At 61.5% G+C, this 17,539-nt stretch carries 18 protein-coding genes; 5 read left to right on the top strand and 13 right to left on the bottom strand.

The window, feature by feature from the left end; translation table 11 throughout:
• The first annotated feature begins 167 nt into the window (after nucleotides 1-167).
• Complete coding sequence (locus NXC14_RS26490) at nucleotides 168-938, top strand: glucose 1-dehydrogenase (RefSeq protein ID WP_085780989.1); 771 nt, start codon at nucleotides 168-170, stop codon at nucleotides 936-938.
• A 115-nt stretch (nucleotides 939-1,053) separates the two neighbouring features.
• On the opposite strand, the gene NXC14_RS26485 is transcribed toward NXC14_RS26490, so the two are convergent.
• Nucleotides 1,054-1,953 carry a LysR family transcriptional regulator gene (locus NXC14_RS26485; RefSeq protein ID WP_085781274.1) on the bottom strand — a complete coding sequence of 300 codons (900 nt, stop codon included), beginning with the start codon at nucleotides 1,951-1,953 and terminating at the stop codon, nucleotides 1,054-1,056.
• 119 nt (nucleotides 1,954-2,072) lie between these two features.
• Between NXC14_RS26485 and NXC14_RS26480 the strand changes: the two genes are divergently transcribed.
• A complete protein-coding gene (locus NXC14_RS26480; RefSeq protein ID WP_085780988.1) occupies nucleotides 2,073-2,936 on the top strand; it encodes an NmrA family NAD(P)-binding protein in 864 nt (287 codons plus the stop codon).
• Nucleotides 2,937-3,027: 91 nt separating this feature from the next.
• Here the strand turns inward: NXC14_RS26480 and NXC14_RS26475 are convergent, their stop codons facing one another.
• The 7 genes from NXC14_RS26475 to NXC14_RS26445 all read right to left on the bottom strand — a co-directional run bounded on the left by NXC14_RS26475 (nucleotide 3,028) and on the right by NXC14_RS26445 (nucleotide 7,946).
• Entirely contained in the window at nucleotides 3,028-3,888 is an 861-nt protein-coding gene (locus NXC14_RS26475) for an NmrA family NAD(P)-binding protein (protein WP_085780987.1), read from the bottom strand.
• 226 nt (nucleotides 3,889-4,114) lie between these two features.
• Nucleotides 4,115-4,942 (bottom strand): aminoglycoside phosphotransferase family protein, encoded by an 828-nt coding sequence (locus NXC14_RS26470; RefSeq protein WP_085780986.1) that lies wholly within the window; start codon nucleotides 4,940-4,942, stop codon nucleotides 4,115-4,117.
• Between the two features lie 44 nt (nucleotides 4,943-4,986).
• Complete coding sequence (locus NXC14_RS26465; RefSeq protein ID WP_085780985.1) at nucleotides 4,987-5,352, bottom strand: VOC family protein; 366 nt, start codon at nucleotides 5,350-5,352, stop codon at nucleotides 4,987-4,989.
• 99 nt (nucleotides 5,353-5,451) lie between these two features.
• Complete coding sequence (locus tag NXC14_RS26460; RefSeq protein ID WP_085780984.1) at nucleotides 5,452-5,955, bottom strand: SRPBCC family protein; 504 nt, start codon at nucleotides 5,953-5,955, stop codon at nucleotides 5,452-5,454.
• The gene (locus NXC14_RS26455; protein ID WP_085781273.1) at nucleotides 5,948-6,295 is read right to left on the bottom strand and encodes a metalloregulator ArsR/SmtB family transcription factor; all 348 of its coding nucleotides are present in this window, start codon (nucleotides 6,293-6,295) and stop codon (nucleotides 5,948-5,950) included. Before NXC14_RS26455 ends, NXC14_RS26460 begins: the two co-directional genes overlap by 8 nt.
• 166 nt (nucleotides 6,296-6,461) lie before the next feature.
• Nucleotides 6,462-6,971: a nucleoside kinase gene (locus NXC14_RS26450; protein WP_085780983.1), complete on the bottom strand. Its 510-nt coding sequence runs from the start codon at nucleotides 6,969-6,971 to the stop codon at nucleotides 6,462-6,464.
• Between the two features lie 72 nt (nucleotides 6,972-7,043).
• A complete protein-coding gene (locus NXC14_RS26445; protein WP_085780982.1) occupies nucleotides 7,044-7,946 on the bottom strand; it encodes a LysR family transcriptional regulator in 903 nt (300 codons plus the stop codon).
• A gap of 125 nt (nucleotides 7,947-8,071) precedes the next feature.
• Between NXC14_RS26445 and NXC14_RS26440 the strand changes: the two genes are divergently transcribed.
• The gene (locus NXC14_RS26440) at nucleotides 8,072-8,257 is read left to right on the top strand and encodes a 4-oxalocrotonate tautomerase (RefSeq protein WP_085780981.1); all 186 of its coding nucleotides are present in this window, start codon (nucleotides 8,072-8,074) and stop codon (nucleotides 8,255-8,257) included.
• A 499-nt stretch (nucleotides 8,258-8,756) separates the two neighbouring features.
• Here the strand turns inward: NXC14_RS26440 and NXC14_RS33690 are convergent, their stop codons facing one another.
• The gene (locus NXC14_RS33690) at nucleotides 8,757-9,041 is read right to left on the bottom strand and encodes a hypothetical protein (RefSeq protein WP_245362217.1); all 285 of its coding nucleotides are present in this window, start codon (nucleotides 9,039-9,041) and stop codon (nucleotides 8,757-8,759) included.
• 18 nt (nucleotides 9,042-9,059) lie between these two features.
• On the opposite strand from NXC14_RS33690, the gene NXC14_RS33685 reads away from it, so the two are divergent.
• Nucleotides 9,060-9,824, top strand: a complete 765-nt coding sequence (locus tag NXC14_RS33685) for an ATP-binding protein (RefSeq protein ID WP_281064625.1) — start codon at nucleotides 9,060-9,062, stop codon at nucleotides 9,822-9,824.
• Between the two features lie 121 nt (nucleotides 9,825-9,945).
• Nucleotides 9,946-12,177: a S8 family peptidase gene (locus NXC14_RS26430; protein WP_085780979.1), complete on the top strand. Its 2,232-nt coding sequence runs from the start codon at nucleotides 9,946-9,948 to the stop codon at nucleotides 12,175-12,177.
• A gap of 196 nt (nucleotides 12,178-12,373) precedes the next feature.
• Here NXC14_RS26430 and NXC14_RS26425 read toward each other — a convergent pair whose 3' ends face one another.
• The 4 genes from NXC14_RS26425 to NXC14_RS26410 form a co-directional block, all read right to left on the bottom strand.
• The gene (locus NXC14_RS26425) at nucleotides 12,374-12,685 is read right to left on the bottom strand and encodes a DUF982 domain-containing protein (RefSeq protein ID WP_085780978.1); all 312 of its coding nucleotides are present in this window, start codon (nucleotides 12,683-12,685) and stop codon (nucleotides 12,374-12,376) included.
• A 292-nt stretch (nucleotides 12,686-12,977) separates the two neighbouring features.
• Entirely contained in the window at nucleotides 12,978-13,730 is a 753-nt protein-coding gene (locus NXC14_RS26420; RefSeq protein ID WP_085780977.1) for an NYN domain-containing protein, read from the bottom strand.
• 173 nt (nucleotides 13,731-13,903) lie between these two features.
• Nucleotides 13,904-16,309 (bottom strand): serine/threonine protein kinase, encoded by a 2,406-nt coding sequence (locus NXC14_RS26415; RefSeq protein ID WP_085780976.1) that lies wholly within the window; start codon nucleotides 16,307-16,309, stop codon nucleotides 13,904-13,906.
• Between the two features lie 36 nt (nucleotides 16,310-16,345).
• Nucleotides 16,346-17,527 (bottom strand): serpin family protein, encoded by a 1,182-nt coding sequence (locus NXC14_RS26410; RefSeq protein ID WP_085780975.1) that lies wholly within the window; start codon nucleotides 17,525-17,527, stop codon nucleotides 16,346-16,348.
• Nucleotides 17,528-17,539 lie beyond the last annotated feature (12 nt).

Here is a 17,539-nt window from a genome sequence, read left to right as displayed (position 1 = left end):
CGCCTGAGCGCCCGCCTCGTCCTTCGAGGCCCTGCGGGGCTCCTCAGGATGAGGCTCTCTTGAATCCTGGCGCTACAGTCCGGCGGGGATGCCGCTGCACATGCGCAGAGCATCTGGCATCCGCGCCGACCCTGGCATAAATTGATTTCATCAAGGGAGGAACCATTATGCAGAGGCATGCGCCGGACTTCAGCCTTGAGGGCAAAGTGACTTTGGTAACAGGAGCGAGCCGCGGTATCGGCCGGGCTTGCGCGCTTGCCTGTGCCGCGGCAGGCTCCGATATTGTTTTGGGAGTTCGCAATGTCGCAGTGGCGGCGGAGCTGGTCGCGGAAATCGAGGGTGCGGGGCGAAAAGCCCTCGCCGTTGAACTGGACCTTCCCAACAAGGCCCATATCGCACAAGCCATCGACGCGGCGCTGACGGCATTTGGCCGGATCGATGTCCTCGTCAACAATGTCGGCGTGGCTCCAGGCAATCTCGCCGAACTCGTCGAGGAGAAGGACCTCGACGAGATCCTCGATGTCAACATCAAGGGCACCTTCCTGATGACGCAGGCCGTCGGTCGTCAGATGATCAAGCAGAATGGCGGCCGGATCATCAGCATCAGCTCACAGGCCGGCACCGTGGCGCTCCGCGGCGAGGCAATCTATTGCATGAGCAAGGCGGCCATCAATCACCTCTCGCGCTGCCTTGCAGCCGAATGGGCACGCTACAATATCACCGTCAACACCGTATCGCCGACCTTCATCCACACGGATGGGACGGCACCCTTTCTATCCGACCCCGCCAATCGCCAAGCGACGCTCGATCACATTCCCCTCGGCCGGATCGGTGAAACCGATGACGTGGTGGGCGCCGTCGTGTTCCTAGCATCGCCGGCGGCGAGCCTGATCACCGGCGCGAACCTGCTGGTGGATGGTGGCTGGTCCGTCGCCTGAGGCCAGCCCACGCCGTCGGCAAGTGCGATGCGACTTATGCCGCGCTTTTGCGGCCGCTGAATCCGTCCGAAGATGCTGGTGGCAAAAGACTCCGAGCCGATCTCCGCAGCGGCATCTAGCCGACGATTTCGACGCAGAAATCAATAAAGGCTCGGACCTTGGCCGGTACGTGATGGCGAGAGGTGTAGAAGCAGTGCAACGGAAAGGTCTCATCGGGCCAATCCGGATAGAGATCGACCAGCTGGCCGCAATCGAGATAGGGCTTCATGCCGAGCGAGAAGACCTGGGCAATGCCGATCCCGGCGAGACAGGTAGCAAGGGCCGTACCGGCATCATTGACGAGGATGCGCCCATGCGTTTGGATCGGCACGACCTTCTTTCCGCGTCGCAACTCCCATTCGAAAGGCCTGCCCGTCAAAGGGTCCTGATACTGGATGCAGGTATGATCGGTCAGGTCTGCAGGCAGCTTCGGCGTGCCGTGCCGTGCAAGATAGGACGGCGCGGCAACCGTGATCACCCTCGTGCGAAACAGCTGCCGGGCAATCAGCGAGCTCTTCGCCGGGATTTCGCCGAAGCGCACCGCCACATCCATGCCGTCGGCGACAAGATCGCCGATCTCGTTCCTTGTCACCAGCTCGAGCTGAAGATCGGGATAGCGGTCGAGAAAGGTGCCTAGCTTCGGCGCGAGGATCAGCCGCGAAAAATACGGATCGACATTGATCCGCAGCCTCCCACGCACCGTCTGCGTCGTTCCGGCCGCATAGGCAGCGGCTTCTTCGATGCCGCCAAGTAGCGGCACGACCTGCTCGTAGAAACGCGTACCGTCATCGGTGAGCCTCAGGGAACGGGTCGTCCGCTCGAGCAGGCGCACGCCGATGCGGCTCTCAAGTCGCGCCACCGCCCGGCTGACTCCGGAAGCTGTCAGCCCCAGCGCCTCGCCGGCCCGGGCAAAACTGCCGCTCTCAACGACGGCGGCCAGCACGCTGACCCCATTCAGCAATCGTCCGTCGAACATCATCCAATTCCTGATATTTTGTCATGAATTATCTGACAAAAGGGCAATTCAGTCAAAAGCGACTTTGGCGCATCTTTTCTTTCATCGCGGCGCAAGCCGCTGCCAAAAGGAGTCCGAGAATGTTTGCCGTGACTGGAATAACAGGTCAGGTTGGCGCCGTGGTCGGCGCGAAATTGATGGATCAGGGACTGCCTGTCCGTGCAGTCCTGCGCAATGCGGAAAAAGCAGGCGCCTGGCGGGATCGCGGAGCGGAAATCGCCATTGCCCAAATAACGGACGCGTCGTCCCTTGCCCTCGCCTTCGAAGGCGCCGAGGGCGTCTTCCTGCTTCTGCCGCCAAGCTTCGATCCCGCGCCGGGTTTCCCGGAGGTAAAGGCAATCATCGAGGCGCTGAAGACGGCGCTCACAAAGTCGTCACCGAAGAAGGTGGTCTGCCTATCGACAATCGGCGCTCAGGCAAAGCAGGAGAATCTGCTCAGCCAACTCGGCCTCTTCGAGCAGGCAATTTCGACACTTCCGATGCCGGTAGCGTTCCTGCGCGCCTGCTGGTTCATGGAGAATTCAGCCTGGGACATCGCGCCGGCAAGGGAGAGCGGCATCATGCCAAGCTTCCTGCAGCCGGTCACCAAACCCGTGCCAATGGTTTCCGTGCGCGATGTCGGCGCCACTGCGGCTGAAATGCTGCAGGAGGACTGGACCGGTAAACGCATCGTCGAGCTTGAGGGTCCTTTCCGCATCACGCCGCTGCAAATGGCGGACACCTTCTCTACCGTGCTCGGCAAGTCGGTCCGTGCCGAGCCGGTTGCAAGGGAGACATGGGAAGCGCTGTTTTTGAGCCAGGGCATGCAGAACCCCCGACCCCGTATGCGCATGCTTGACGGCTTCAACGAAGGCTGGATCGAGTTCGAAGGCGGCGAGGCCCGATCGCGCAAGGGCACAACGACCTTTGAGACCGCTATCCGCAAACTGGTCGAACGCGGTTGATGAAAACGCCGTGGCGGCTTCAGCGATCCCATGGAGGTCGCCACCTGAAGACGAGGCGCCTGCCCCGGCACAAGTCCCATACGAAGGCGCGTCAGCACGAGTCCCGAACGAGCCCATCTATGTATGTCTGGAGCGAGATCGATCCGCGAATTGAACCCTCGGGATATTCGGGGCCATCGACGGTGCGCGCCGTCATCCTGGCGTATGAGTGGGCTGCCGCGTCGGAGAAGCCCAAATTGCGGTATGCGTCTTCCCATGTTTCGCGCGGGATCACCTCGACGCGAACTGTCCGTCCGATGGCGGCGGCGAAGGCTGCGGCAACGTCATTGGGAGAGTAACGTTCCGGCCCTTCGACGGGGTATATGCCGATCCGGTCGATCGGCTCGTGCAGGAGCCGCGCGGCCACCTTTCCGAGATCCTCCGGCGCGACCATCGGGAGCTTGAGATCGGCCGGGAGCATGGTCGATAGCACGCCGTCCTTCGTGACAGGCCCCACCATCGTGTCCCAGTTGCTGTAGTAATAGGCTGCGCGGATGATACTGGCGGGGATCGGCTGGCTTCGCAGCCCCGTCTCCAGTTCATAAAGGACATTGAGATCGCCGCATTGCTCGCCCGGCTGCGCGCCCATCGTTGATTGCGCCACCACCTTCTCCAGTCCAGACCCTTCGATCGCCTCCAGCAGGCAGCGCACGGTCTCGCGTTCCTCCCGATCCGTATCGCTCGCGATGTCAGCGTTGGGGTTCAGCAGGAAGGCCCGCTTCCCGCGGCGGAACACCGTCCGCAGCGAGGTGACGTCGTGGACGTCGGCGAGCGCGACTTCTGCGCCCCGCTGTCGCCATGCGTCCGCCTTCTCAGGGTTTCGCGCGACGATGGTGACAGCTTCGCCCTGGTCGAGCAGCGTCTTCGCCACTGCGGAGCCGACGCGCCCCGTCCCGCCAACAATGATGTACATCGGTCATGCCTCCCGCAATCATGCCGAGCACAACACTTCGCTCCCGCCAAAGGTTCCCTTGCCGGCGCAGGCGCAGTGCACGGATGCGAAGCTCTAACCGGCGGCTCTGAGAAGAGCCGGAAGCAACCATCGGATGGGCCAGTGACTTGGGCGAACCATGGTGGCTGCAAGAAATCCCAGGGTCTCAATCCAGCTGTCGCCTCCCCCGCGCCATATGATCCAGAGGCTATGACGACGCACCAAGTCGCTGTACCAATTCCCGTGCGTGTTGTTCCATCCAGGCCACTTCGAGCGCGCCTTCGTCAAGGACGCCACGGCGTTCCAATTCGATTTCCCATGCAGAGCCTGAGGCAGCGAGATTGCGCATGTGTTGCTGCATCTGCCGCACCCTTTCGATGGCTGCCCGCATGATCTCAACCTCCGGCTCTATCCCATAGGCGTCGAGGAACAGCTGGAAGCGCCGCGCTTTCTCGCGGATGCCTTTCGGCAAACCATGCGCTTCGCATTTGTCGTCTCGCCAAAATGGCACCCAACGCCACGCAATGAAGCCGAGGTCCCAGGAGCGTGGTCCTGGTGCTGCAGCATCCCAATCGATGAACGCGACAGGGAGGCCAGCTTGGAAGACGGTATTCCACGGTGACAGATCATTGTGACAGATCGTTTCGACGGGTTCCCGAGGTTGAAGACGCCAGTTGCGCTCATTCCAGGGGAAGCTTGCTGCAGCATCGTGGTAGGATCGCAGCAATTTCCCTAATTCGGCAAGGGCTCGGTCGCTCCAGACGTAGTCGGGAAGCCGGACGTCGAAGCGGCCAAGTTGATCAGGGATGAAGCCTTTGCCCAAGCCGACTTCACCTTCAATGTAAGTGAGACATTCGCGTCCCTGATCATCGAAGCCGAGCGCACGGGGAGCCCCCTCGAATCCTTGCCGTTCAATGTGGCGAAGCAGGTCGAGGACGGCGGAAGACCATGCGCGGCCACCGCGCCGAACCGTGCCGCCGACCCGGACAACATTGGAATCTGCGCCGCCTGTGAGAGGAATTTCCGGCTCGCCCATGCCCAAGCTTAGGCACGGGCAAACCAGAGGGTCAAGCCGCGGCCCTATCTTCGCCGCGTATCGAACGGCCGAGAGGGCGGCTCCGCAAGGGTGATGCGATTGCCGTCCGGATCCGCGATCTGGGCGACCCTTCCGTAGTCGCCCTCGGATTCACCTGTGAGCGTCACGCCAATCTCTTCGAGCGCTCCGCAGGCTTCATCCATTTTCGGCACCACAATCGTCAGCCTGCCGAAGCCGGCATTCTCCTTGTCGAGGAAGATTTGAATGTTCGCTCCGGCGACATTTCGCCATTGGATCAACGCCTCCATGGGGCGATCATCGGGCTCCCGCTCGAACAGCTGAGTGTAAAACTTCTCCGCCTTATCCATGTCTGCAGTTGCGAGCGCGGCGTAGATTCCCTGGATCAGCATTGTAACTCCCCTTTCTTACCGCCTCCACGGTAATGAAACAGGACGAGTTGCGTTCCAAACCTGCGTGGATGGCGGCAAAGGCGGTCTGAAGGCCGTCCGCTACTCGGTCAGGCTGGGAAGCAATTCGTCGAGCTGTTCCAACTGCTCCGGCAATGCGACAGCCGAGCCCTGGAGTGCTTCCTCAAGCGCCTCCCTGGACGGATAGACTTCCTGGAAAATCACAAGCGTCTTCCCGCCTTGGTCCTCGAAGGTCACCGTCGTGATCGCGCCCTCTTCGCCCTCGTCGTTGGTCCAGACGATGCGCTCGTTCGGCACCACCTCGAGATACTTGCCATAGAAGGCCATGGTGTCCGAACCACCGGCGCCGAATTCCAGCCGATATTTGCCGCCGGTGCGGACGTCCATGTCGCACGATACCAGCGAAATCCCGGGTACCGATTTCGGCACCCACCAGCGCTGGAACAGCTCGGGCTGGCTCCACGCCCTGTAAACCGTGCTCGGCGGCGCATCGAATATCCTGGTTATCACGAGTTCGCGATCCCCTCTGCGCTCGACCGACGTGCGGATCTGCGCGCTACCTGCCCTTTCAACCTGCTCAGTCATCGCTTCCCTCCTGTTTTATTTCGTTGATGATTTCATCCAATGCTTCGAAGCGGGCCTCGAAGAGCTGGCGATGCGCCTCGATCCACTCGGCCTCCGCCTTGAGGCCGCGTTTCCCAAGCTTGCAGGTCCTCACCCGTCCGACCTTCTGCGTGACGACGAGCCCCGCCCGCTCGAGAACCTGGACGTGCTTCTTCATGCCGGTCAGCGTCATCTGGAACTTATCCGCGAGACTGGTGATCGACGCGTCGCCTCGCCCAAGCTGATCGATGATCCCGCGGCGGGTCGCATCGGACAGCGCCGCGAACGAGAGATCGAGGGGAGGATCTAAATACTGAACCATATGGTTCAGTGTATAACGCGCTCGCATCGAAAGCGCAAGCGTCCCGAGCTTTCCTGCCGTGGATCGATCATTCGAGGTCATGAACCGCGGCGGCGGCAGCGAAAGATAATCTAGCGCCGGCCTACAACAGTGATCGAGCGCTTCGCATCCGATGCAGCTTAGGACCTCAGGTGAGTTGAGCGAGGATATCGTCGACGACACCTGTAATGCTACCCGCCGTGTCGATATTGATACCGACGGGAAGATGCTCCCGGGTCTTATGGTAACGGAGCACCAGAGCCCGCTCGGCCGGCTCGAAGCCCGGCTCATCGGGGCGCCCATCCAATCGCCGGTTCAAAGTCTCGACGTCGATGTCGAGAACGAAAACCTTGTCGAACAGGTGCAGGAATTTGTGGAAATTGCGCGAGCCGCCACAGAAGAAAGTGACAGGGTGGGTGGTGTCGGCAGCAATGGCCCGGACCCTTTCGGCAGGCCAGATCCAATGCGCATATCCCCAGGCAATGCGGTCGGCGCCATCGGGCGGTCCTGCGAGTGCACGGCCTGTCTCGGGGTCGCCCACATATGCCAGGACGCGGTCGCCATGGACAACATTGTAGCCCCGCCGCTCCAGTTCGGAAGCGACAGACGTTTTTCCAGTGCCCGAACTGCCTTCGATCAAATAGTTCCTAATGCCCATGAGCGCTTTTATCACGGGCTTTGATCCGGTGAGAAGAGTCACCAGGCGGACGATGTGCCGACATGCCCGTCGCTATGTCACGTCGATCTGCTTAGCAAACCGTTCCACCAGGAAATCGATCACCGTCCGCAGCATCGCTGTCGGGCGCCGGTTCGGGGCGTAGATGAGGAACATCGGCACAGGCCTGTAGGACCATTCCGGCAGTACATGCTCGAGCCGGCCTTCGGCGATGTCGGCGGCGAGCAGCAGTTCCGGCTGAAGCACGATTCCCGCACCGCTGAGCGCTGCCATGCGCAGCGCCGCGCCCTGGTTCGTGGAGAACTTTCCGGAGATCGGCACGTCGCGCACTTCGCCGCCCGGCCCGACCAGGTGCCAGAGATCCGACATACGCCAATAGGAGTGGCCGAGGCAGAGATGGGTCGTCAGATCCTCCGGCGCCGCCGGTCGGCCATGGCGGGCAAGATAGGCTGGCGCGGCAGCGAGGATGCGCCGATAAGGCGTGAGCGGTCGGGCGACGAGGCTGCTGTGTGAGAGCGGGCCGATGTGGATGCCGAGCTCGAACCCCTCGCCGACGAGATCATGGACATTGTTGTCGAGCGACAGCTCGATGCTGACGTCGGGATAGGCGTTCTGGTATTCGATCAGCGCCGGCACCAAGACTTGCGTGCCGAAGCTGACGGGCGCCACCAGCCGAAGCCGGCCGCGCGGCGCTGATTGCAGCTCGCTCGCCGAGGCCTCGGCCAGCGCCACTTCGGCAAGCGCGCGCTTGCAGCGCTCGTAATAGAGCTGGCCGACCGCCGTCAGCTGATGGCGGCGCGTGGTGCGATGGATGAGCTTCGCCCCGAGCCGGGTCTCGATCGTCTTGATGTGCTTGCCCACCATGGCAGGCGACACCTGCGCGATCTCCGCGGCCGCCGCGAAACTGCCATTGTCGATGACCCTGACGAACATCGCCATGCCGGCCAGCTTGTCCATGATTGCCTACCTCAGGGTTTTGAATGACGACACCGGCAGCTTATTTATCAACCTCACCATTTACAACATAGTCATCATGCCGGCGCCAAGGCGACGGACAGCACCAACCCGACGAAGGAAAAACCATGCCCATTCTTCACCTGCAGATGCATCCCGGCCGCACCAACGAGCAAAAGCGCGCCTTCGTGCGCGAAGCGACCAAGGCCGCCGTCGACACCCTGGCCTGCCCGCCGGAATCGCTGGAAATCCTGATCACGGAGATCGCCAAGGATTCCTGGGCGGTTGGCGGCAAGCTGAAATCTGACGCTTGAGTGACGACTGCAGCGTCAAGGCTCCGGCTGCGGTAAGCCGGTCATAGCATTGGAAAGGGAGCCGGCACTCGGCTCCCGTGCTTAGCGGGCTAGGGCAGCCGCAGGTCCACCGCGCGGGCCTATGGAAAGCCGACCTTTGGATTTAGGCCCCGAGCAGACTTCTTCCTTTACCGAAGAGAAAGGCTGCTTCGCGCCTACATCTGGCCGTTAAGCAGTTTTCCTTGCTCACCTAAAGCGGACTTCCTGAGCGGCCAGTCCTCGGTTGACCGTGGCTGTTTTCGCTTTGTATGGACGTGTCGCCTGTAGGCGCTCCTTGACGTGGCAATTGTGTGTGGTGACGGCAGAATTGCAACTCACGACCGAGAAAACACGATTCATTGGTGGCGGAATTTGGTCTGCTCTCTTCCATTAACCGTTCGAAGCTATAAAGTTCTCTGAGGTGGTTCTACAGATCACCGGAGACAGTGGAAGTCGCACAGCCATGGCATCGGCACAGCAACTAATAGGGCTTGTCAAGAGTCACGCCGAAGGTGACGAAGAACGCTTCTTCGATCTCGCCATGCAGCTTGCTGCCGCCGAAGATCAGAAAGGGCATGCAAGGCTTGCCGAGCAACTGCGCCAATGGGCAGAGGTTAGTCGGACGCCACCCAAATCCGCCGCCGGAAGGCCTACGCCGCTGGCGGCGCCACGCGGTGATCTTGCCGGTTTCCTTGATGCGAGCTACCCCTCGACACGGCTCAATGACGTCATTCTGCCGTTCCATCTCGAGGATGAACTCAGGCATCTCGTCACCGAAACCCATATGCGAGAGCGGCTGGAGGAAAAGGGGCTGCGGCCGCGCCGACGGCTCCTGTTCGCCGGTCCCCCAGGAACCGGCAAAACCTTGAGTGCGGCTGCGTTGGCTGGCGAGCTGCGATTTCCTCTTTTTACCGTGCTGCTGCACGGGTTGATAACAAAATTCATGGGCGAGACTGCCCAGAAGCTGCGCATGATCTTTGATGCAGTCCGCATGACGCGGGGCGTTTACCTATTCGACGAGATTGACGCCCTTGCCGCAGCACGGGGCTCTGAGAACGATATAGGTGAGGCGCGACGCATCCTGAACTCGTTCCTGCAATTCCTTGATGAGGACACAGGTCCGTCGATCATCGTCGCCACCACCAATCTTCCGGAAATTTTGGACCGGGCAGTGCTGCGTCGCTTCGACCTAGTGCTGCCTTACGAGATGCCCAAGGGTGCGGCGATTGAAAAGGCGTTGCGCCGCCGGTTGACCGGTTTCGACGCCAAAAATGTCGATTGGGCGGACGTCGCGCGCCATGCCGAGGGATTGTCGACTGCCGACGTCGTCGCCGCTGCGGAAGACGCCGCAAGACGCGCAGTGTTGGCCCATATGGAGAGCATCGAGACAACATCCCTCGTCGCATCCCTGGATCGCCGCCGCTCACTGCATGGAATAGGAGGAATGGGCGGGTATGCCGAGGGATCGCGAACACTTCATTCTGCAAGGCTTAGGAAAAGCCCAGGTCTTCAAGGCCAAGGGCGGCGGGTCGGCAAGAAGACCAAGTGATGTCGCTAACCGCGCTGACCATGCGCAGGCTCTCCTCCAGGCGCTCGACCATCTCCCGAACCTAGCCGCCGAAGATCGGCCCGGACTCTACCTAGACGTCGCGGGGCGGCCAGGAGAGGTAATGGTGACGTCCGGCCTCGACGCCAGTGGCCTGACGCTCCTCAAGGTGCAGCCGGCAGCAGGTGAGCAGCTGGCGGTGCGCGCGACGGTGTTTGCCTCCCGAGAAGGCATCGACAAGCTTCGGCAGAAAGTCGCTGACTTTGGCGAGAAGAACCGGATCAAGAATGATGGAACGGAAGGTCGGCCCTACAACGCCGATCTTGTCCAGAGCATCGGGGCGATCGCCGAAGCGGGCTTGCGAGCGCTGTGGCGTAGCCCCAATCAGAAGTTTCCCGACGGCAATGACGCGAGGCCCTGGGAGATCTGGCTCGATAAGGCTGCGGCGGGCGATTTCATTGCCGGCGCTCCCGGCTATGGCGTTGCCATCACCGCCGATCTACTAGAGTTTCCCGAAGACATTGTCGTCATTGGCACGGCAACAAGCGACGCGTTGGCCTTGGCAGTGCGCCGGCTAGGTGGCGTTCGCGCGCTGGCTGCTCCTACGGTCACGGCGGACTACTTCGATGCGCTTGAAATCGAGGAGCAGCTTGAATGGGTGGATGACGTCGTCGGCAGGGCGACATTCGATGGCGGCGGCGATCCCAATTACATCACCCTGCTCGACCGCGGCGTCAGCAGGGCGCATCCGCTGATCGCGCCGGCGCTTGCCGTCGCCGACCGCCATGCGGCAGAGCCGGCGTGGGGGCTGGACGATATGGTTGGCCATGGTACTCAGCTAGCTGGCCTCGCTCTCTTCGGCGACCTCACTACAGCGGTGCAGACGATGAATCCCATTCAGGTTCGGCATCGCCTGGAGTCGGCCAAGATCATTCCGGACGCCGGACACAATCCTCATCATCTTCTTGGCGTGGTCACCCGCAAAGGCATCAATGCCGTCGAGACCACCGGCGACCGGCGGCGCACCTTCACGCTGGCAACCACCACAGAGGACGATACTCCCCACGATGGGGCGCCCACGTCATGGTCGAGTGAGGTCGACCAGTTGGCCTCCGGTGTGTCAGGCAATAGGAAGATCAAGCGCCTGGTCCTCCTGTCGGCCGGAAACACCAACCAGAACCAGTTCGGCAATAATGATTACCTCGCAGTCTGTGATCTTCCCGAGAACGAGTTGGAGTCGCCCGCTCATGCCTGGAACGCGATCTGCATCGGCGCCTATACGGAAAAGAACGTGTTGCCACCCGGTGAGGTGGGTCTACCGCTCGCACCAGTTGGCGACCTCGCTCCATCCTCGCGGACGGCCAGTTGGTCATCGCACTGGCCGCTGAAGCCCGACGTCGTCTTCGAAGGCGGCAACTGGCTGGTGGATGGTGCTCCTCCACCGATGAAGCATCCAGCGCTTTCGCTTCTTACCACCGATCACCAGTACCCGCAGCGGGCCTTCACGACCACAGGCGAAACGAGCGGCGCCACGGCGCTGGCAGCGCGGGCCGTAACCGAGATCTGGTCGGACTATCCCGATCTTTGGCCGGAAACCATCCGCGCCCTGTTCGTGTCGTCCGCCCGCTGGACCCCTCAGATGAGAAGCCACCTGCCAGTCAATCCTGCCAAGGGGGATTATGCGCCGATGTTCAAGCGCTATGGCTATGGCGTTCCCGACCTTAATCGCGCGCGGCGAAGTGCTTCAAATGCTCTCACCCTTATCGCGCAGGATACGATCAGGCCCTACCGAAAGGCAAGCAAGCCGTCGGCGCAGCACGTTCACAATGAAATGAAGGTTTTCCAGTTGCCGTGGCCGGTTGAGGAATTGCGGAAACTCGTTCAGAGCCCAGTGACGCTGCGCGTAACGCTCAGCACATTCATCGAACCCAACCCTTCCGAGCCGGCACGAGGTTCCAAATTTCGATATGCGTCGCACAACTTGCGCTTCAAGCTGAACCGGCCCAACGAGAATCAAGCCGCATTTTTGGCCCGCATCAGCAAGGCTGGAGAGCAGCCGGAGGACCCGGTTGTCGACGAAGATGACAACTGGATCTTTGGCCGCAATCGCCGGGATGTCGGATCACTGCACATCGATGAACTGGTCTGCCCGGCATCCGATCTGGCGCGCCGCAATCTAATAGCTGTACATCCCGTTGCAGGTTGGTGGAAGGCCAAGGCCGTCCCTGACCCGGAAGAAAAGATTGCGCGGTTTGCCCTGATAGTAGAAATTGATGCGGGGGAAACAAACGCGGAGCTCTACGCCGAAGTGCAGGAGGCGATTGCGGTACTTAATGTTGTGGAGAACGTCGTCTGACAGCCTATGGGGATAAGGGTGCCCAATGGTGGCGCACAAGTCTTTTTTCAGAGGGCTGCTAAAGACCGACATCAACTTCGACCGTTGTCTGCTATTCGAAGAACTAGTGCCAAAAGCTGACCGACCGCAAACGGCCCCAAACCGGTCGCTCCTTCACGGGCACCTGGCGAAAGCGGATAGTCCGCTAAAGGAAAGCCTATATGCGCATCGTGGGGAGAATGCCGGGCCGCCGCTCACCCACTCCCTGCGGAACCAGCGATAGAGTACGGATGCCCGCCTCGTCGGCCGCCCGCAGAAGCACTTCGCGGAATTGTTCCGGGGCAATTTTGCCGGTGATGGCATCGACGCAGGCTTTGACGGCAGCCATGTATTCCTCGCCGTCATCGCAAGGCCAATCGTTCATCAGGAGGCGCGCCGCGTCGCCCAATGTCCACACGATCTTGCGAGATTTCGGACCTCGCAAAGCAAACCCGACAGGCGTGAATGCTGATGATGTATTCCAGCACATTTTCCCCGACCCCTCAACGCACGGATACTACAGTCCCCATGTTCAATGTACGCGCGTATTTGGAAATTTGGAATTGAAAATTATTGTGACGCACGGCTTGAACGCGAATTTGTGATTGAAAGTTCGCCGTAATTCGACGCTTACGCTGACGAGGCCGCCGCCGGAGCGGAGGGAGCGCCAATCCAAATCATATCGAAACGCAAAAACCCTCGCACACATTCTGATGTTTCGGCCGAAACCTGCGAGCGCTTTTGGGGATCTGAGATCCAATCTCGCACTATCTGCCGATGCGTCAGGTTGCCGGCTTCACGCTGCCTTTTGTCGGCGCAGGTTTCAGGCGGATACGAAAGGGACGACCTTCGGCATGATCTACCTCGAAGGCGTTCGTCTTTTTGACCAGATCGCCCAACTTCTTGAATCCGAACGTCCGTGGATCAAAGTCGGATGCCAGATTGGCAAGTTGCTTTCCAACCACGCCAAGCGAGATCCATCCATCCTCAGAGTCCATCTGCGCGATTGCTCTTTTGATGATCGGTGTTGCGGCGCTAGGCGGCCGTAGTGAAGGCGCAACCTGTGTGGCGTCCGCTCCGTTCGACACGACTGAAGGCGCCAGATTTTCCGTATAGATAAACCGACGGCATGCTTGGCGGAAACTCTCCGGGGTCTTCTGTTCCCCGAAGCCGAAGACATCGATCCCTTGTTCCCGGATGCGTGAGGCGAGACGCGTGAAATCGCTATCTGACGACACCAGGCAGAAACCGTCGAAGCGGCCGCTATGGAGCAAGTCCATCGCATCGATAACAAGCGTGATGTCGGACGCATTCTTACCCGTGGTGTAGGCAAACTGTTGTTGAGGGATGATCGCGTGTTTTGCAAGGACGTCGATCCATGCCTTGGAGCGAGCATTGGCGAAGTCGCCATAGATGCGCCGCACGCTCGCTTCACCAATCTTGGCTATTTCCTCGAATAGACCGTCAACGATCTTCGCGGAGGCGTTGTCGGCATCGATAAGAACCGCAAGGCGTGGCGAGCGTGGTTCAGGCATGTCGAAGCTCCATGGTGATTGATAGGCCCTAGAGGGACTATGAATGGCGTGCCGCGTGGCCCCCTCATCCGCCCTACGGGCACCTTCTCCCCGCTGGGGAGAAGGGGAGCAAGGCCCGCTGACACTTCCCGAACGAGACGCGCCATCCTGGAATCTCCCTTTCATTCTCCAGGTCACCTCAACTCAGCACTCACCCGAAAAATCCCCCCGGCGGAAGCGTCCGAGCAGACGACGAAGGTGGAGCCTTCCTGCGCCATGAAGGCGACGTTGCCGCCGGCTTCGCAGGGGGTGGCGCTCCATTGCAGGATGATGTCGCCATTGTCGGGCAGTTTCTCCGGCATCAGCTTGACCGCGCTCGCCATCCATTCCGTCGCCGACGGCAGGTGGACGGGGGCGTTCAGCTGTTTCGACAGCCAGGCGGTATAGTTCTGCGCCTCGGCAAGCGGCACGTCGTCGGCCGGCTGCTCGGGATTGCCGGCATAGGCCTGGGCGGAGGCCGGGTCGGCATTGGCGGTGTAATACTGCGCCATCTCGGCGCGGGTGACTGCTTTGGCCTGCATGCAGAAGGATTTTTCGACCTTCACGGCGCCATTGGCGACGCCGAGCATGCCGCCGAGCTCCTTCAGCGACGAGGTCATCAGCCGGACATTGTCGAGCGAATAGCTTCCGGCGGGAATAGTCTCGAAGGCGACATTCGGTGCAACCGGGCAGAAGCCGCGCGCCGACAGAGCTTCGAGATCGGTCAGGATCGGCTGGTAGGCTGCGATTGCGAGCTTGTAGGCCTCAGCGGTGTAGCGGCCGTCGGCCTCTGTGAGCTTCGGCGCCAGCGCGGCAAGCGTCGGATCGGCGGGGCCGGCGCGTGTCGCCAGCGATGCGTTGAGATCAGTGACCTTCTGCCTGAGCGCCGTCGCCTCGTCCTTGGCGGCCATGACATCCGATATCAGCGCGGCGAAGAGTTTGGCGGCGTCGGCGTAGCCCGAGGTCGCTGCCGGCAGCTGCCATTGCTCGGCCTTGGCCTTGGCCTCGGTCATCAGGCCGCTCGCCTTGGCGACGTCGGGGCTGTCGCCGGCGCCGATGCGGGTGACGGTTTCGCGTTTTGCCGCGGCGTCCTTTTCGGCCGCCGTCAGCGCCGTCAGCGCCTTGGCGAGATCGTCGTAAGCCGTTTTCGCAGCCTCGTAGTTATCGACCGCGCCATGCATCTGCTGGGCGGCGGCGCTGTCGGCCGCGGCCTTCATCTTGCCGTCGGCCTCGGCAAAACTCGGGGCCTTGTCGCCGCCGGCGGCGGCAGCAGCCGATTTGGCCTTTTCGGCATTTTCTTTCGAGATGGCGATTAGCGACTTGCCGAGGCTGATCGCCGCCTTCTGGTAACCGGGAAGCGCCTTTTTATAGTCTTCGTCCTTGAGCAGGGCATTGGCCTCGGTCAGTGCCGCGGCCCCGGCATCATAGGAAAGCTTCGCCTCATCTTGGGACGGGCGTTCCGGTGCCTTGGCGGCGATGGCCTTGTCCCTGCGGCTTTCGGCCTCCTTCTTCCAGGTGCCGACATCGGCGACGAGCTTGGGATCGGGACGCAGCAGCTTCGGGATGGTGACGACGCCGACGCCGATGCAGATCAGGAGCAGCGCACCGATCATCGAGAAATGCGCGAGCGTCCATTTCTTCCGCTTCGGGGTTTCCGGCTGTTGCGGCATGCCGCCGCGCGGATCCCAGGCCATCGGCTGGATGCCCGTGGTGACGCGGCTGAATTCGCCGAGCGCATCGGCGCCCATGCGCGGCCGCTGGGCCGGGTCGCGGCTCAGCATTCTCTCGATCAGGCTGGCCAGTCCTTCGGGAAAACCGGGGATCAGCACGTCGAGTCGCGGGAAAATATTGGACGGGTCGAGATGGATGTTCTTCCAGCTCTGCTCGCGCTGGTGCTCGTCCTCCCAGACCATGACGCTGTCGAAGACGCTGGCATAGGTCTGCCGCGGCAGGAAGAGCTTGTAGGCGATCATGCCCATCGCATAGATGTCGAGTGCGGCGGAAGCCGAGAAGGTGCCGCTGGCATAGATCTCCGGCGCGCCGAATTCCGGCGCATAGGGCGGAATGATGTGCTCGCCGATCTTGGAGATCAGGTGCAGGTTGCCGATCCGGACCGAGAGGCCGGAATAATCCTCCGATACGTAGATGCACTGGTCGGTCAGCGCATTGTGGGCGTAACCCGCCCCGTGCAGCGTTGCCAGCCCTTCGAGGATATGGCGGCCGATCTCGATGGCGCGGTCATAGGCCACCATCTCGGTTTCCTCGAGATATTGGTGCAGCGTCTTCGACGGCCGCTTCTCGACGATGTAGAAGTTATCGTCTTCCGGCGACGGCGGGATGAGATCCTCGATTTCGACGAAGCGCCGCGCCGTCAGCGACTTGGCCTCGTTGACCGAGGTCCAGACCCGCTCAAAGCGCGCCTTGTCCAGTTTCAGCGCCACATCAGGCGCCACGATGAAGACCGAACGATCCATCCGCTTATCCTGCGCCGGATAGACGATGAACTCGTTCTCATAGACCGGCTCGCCGATCGTGTAGCGGGCGATCAGATCACTTCTCATGCACGTGTCCCCCTGCCATTTTGTCTTCATCAAATGTCATTCACCCGCCAGAAGCGGATCGCCGATCAGGCCGGCGGCCAGAAAAAGGCCGGTTTTCGTATCGCGAAGCGCGAAGGCGAAACGGGCATCGGCGCTCACCCGCACCAGTTTCGGATCAATGCTGCGCTCGGTGACCACAGCCGTTGCCGCCGCCGCTTCCGTGCCGTTCTCATCGACCTTGATCATCGTCTTCTGCAGAACGCGCGACAAGCTGATGTTTTCCGTGGTGAACCCGGGAAAAGCCGCATCGCTCGCCTTTTCGGGCGAAAGGCCCATCGCGTGGAGTGTCGGCATCAGATCACGCCCGTCATTGAAGGAAAAGCGGGGCAGGAAGATTTCGCCCTTGGCGGGTTCGAATTTCTCGCCCTGAAGCCAGGAGGCAAGGGTTTTGAGATCGGCGCCGCCGACGCCTTGTTCCGAGCGCGCCGCGATCACCACCATGCGGTAGGTTCCACCTGCATAGGCGAGGTCGACGGCTGCGAAACGATCGTCGACGCGGAATTTCTGGCCGTCGCCGGCAAGATGCATCATCGGCACGGAGACCGTCGAGCCATCCGGCCGCCGGAACGGGGCTGCCGGGCTCTGAGCCTCGAAGGCGGTTTTCCATCGGGCCTTGAAGGAGAGCGCCCCGAGGCTGATGAAGCCGCCGCCGGGCGGCGTTTCCAGGATCGCCGGAATGGCGTCGCGTGTCGCCTGCCTGACCCAGCCGTTGATGTGCTCTACGGATTTCGGCTGATCGAGATCCTCGATCGACGGCTTGATACGGTGGCCGGCCAGCATGGAGAGGGCATCGGGAACGAGCGCCAGCTTGTCGTCGAAGACGATCGCAACGCCTGAAGCCAACGGCGCGTCGGCCGCCGGCGGCGTCTTCGGGGTCATCTCGTCCAGCACCTTCTCCGGCCCCTTGACCGCATCGCCGAAACCCAGCCCCCGGGCGATCGCCGCCTTGCCCGCGTCCGAGGCGCCGAGGCCTGCGAGACCGAGCGCGGCAGCAAGGCTTGCCGGCGACACCATGATATTGGCCGCCCCCTCCTTCGCCAGAGTGCGGTCGATCAGGTCGACGGCAAGCCCGGCCTGGGCTGCGAGCACCGCCCGAGTGTCAGTGGCATCGCCCGCATGGGCTGGCGCCAGCGCCATCAGGGAAGCGGAAAGGCCCGCCAGCAGAATGGATCTCGACATCACTCGCCTCCC

The organism is Rhizobium sp. NXC14 (assembly GCF_002117485.1).
GTDB lineage: Bacteria > Pseudomonadota > Alphaproteobacteria > Rhizobiales > Rhizobiaceae > Rhizobium.
Note: the sequence above shows the minus strand (reverse complement) of the source record. Positions and strands in the feature narration are given on the sequence as shown.

Bases quoted from the DNA above. Each gene is read 5' to 3' on its own strand.
- NXC14_RS26490 (WP_085780989.1), top strand. From the start codon at position 168: ATGCAGAGGCATGCGCCGGACTTCAGCCTTGAGGGCAAAGTGACTTTG.
- NXC14_RS26485 (WP_085781274.1), bottom strand. From the start codon at position 1,953: ATGTTCGACGGACGATTGCTGAATGGGGTCAGCGTGCTGGCCGCCGTC.
- NXC14_RS26480 (WP_085780988.1), top strand. From the start codon at position 2,073: ATGTTTGCCGTGACTGGAATAACAGGTCAGGTTGGCGCCGTGGTCGGC.
- NXC14_RS26475 (WP_085780987.1), bottom strand. From the start codon at position 3,888: ATGTACATCATTGTTGGCGGGACGGGGCGCGTCGGCTCCGCAGTGGCG.
- NXC14_RS26470 (WP_085780986.1), bottom strand. From the start codon at position 4,942: ATGGGCGAGCCGGAAATTCCTCTCACAGGCGGCGCAGATTCCAATGTT.
- NXC14_RS26465 (WP_085780985.1), bottom strand. From the start codon at position 5,352: ATGCTGATCCAGGGAATCTACGCCGCGCTCGCAACTGCAGACATGGAT.
- NXC14_RS26460 (WP_085780984.1), bottom strand. From the start codon at position 5,955: ATGACTGAGCAGGTTGAAAGGGCAGGTAGCGCGCAGATCCGCACGTCG.
- NXC14_RS26455 (WP_085781273.1), bottom strand. From the start codon at position 6,295: ATGGTTCAGTATTTAGATCCTCCCCTCGATCTCTCGTTCGCGGCGCTG.
- NXC14_RS26450 (WP_085780983.1), bottom strand. From the start codon at position 6,971: ATGGGCATTAGGAACTATTTGATCGAAGGCAGTTCGGGCACTGGAAAA.
- NXC14_RS26445 (WP_085780982.1), bottom strand. From the start codon at position 7,946: ATGGACAAGCTGGCCGGCATGGCGATGTTCGTCAGGGTCATCGACAAT.
- NXC14_RS26440 (WP_085780981.1), top strand. From the start codon at position 8,072: ATGCCCATTCTTCACCTGCAGATGCATCCCGGCCGCACCAACGAGCAA.
- NXC14_RS33690 (WP_245362217.1), bottom strand. From the start codon at position 9,041: ATGCCTGAGTTCATCCTCGAGATGGAACGGCAGAATGACGTCATTGAG.
- NXC14_RS33685 (WP_281064625.1), top strand. From the start codon at position 9,060: ATGCGAGAGCGGCTGGAGGAAAAGGGGCTGCGGCCGCGCCGACGGCTC.
- NXC14_RS26430 (WP_085780979.1), top strand. From the start codon at position 9,946: ATGGTGACGTCCGGCCTCGACGCCAGTGGCCTGACGCTCCTCAAGGTG.
- NXC14_RS26425 (WP_085780978.1), bottom strand. From the start codon at position 12,685: ATGTGCTGGAATACATCATCAGCATTCACGCCTGTCGGGTTTGCTTTG.
- NXC14_RS26420 (WP_085780977.1), bottom strand. From the start codon at position 13,730: ATGCCTGAACCACGCTCGCCACGCCTTGCGGTTCTTATCGATGCCGAC.
- NXC14_RS26415 (WP_085780976.1), bottom strand. From the start codon at position 16,309: ATGAGAAGTGATCTGATCGCCCGCTACACGATCGGCGAGCCGGTCTAT.
- NXC14_RS26410 (WP_085780975.1), bottom strand. From the start codon at position 17,527: ATGTCGAGATCCATTCTGCTGGCGGGCCTTTCCGCTTCCCTGATGGCG.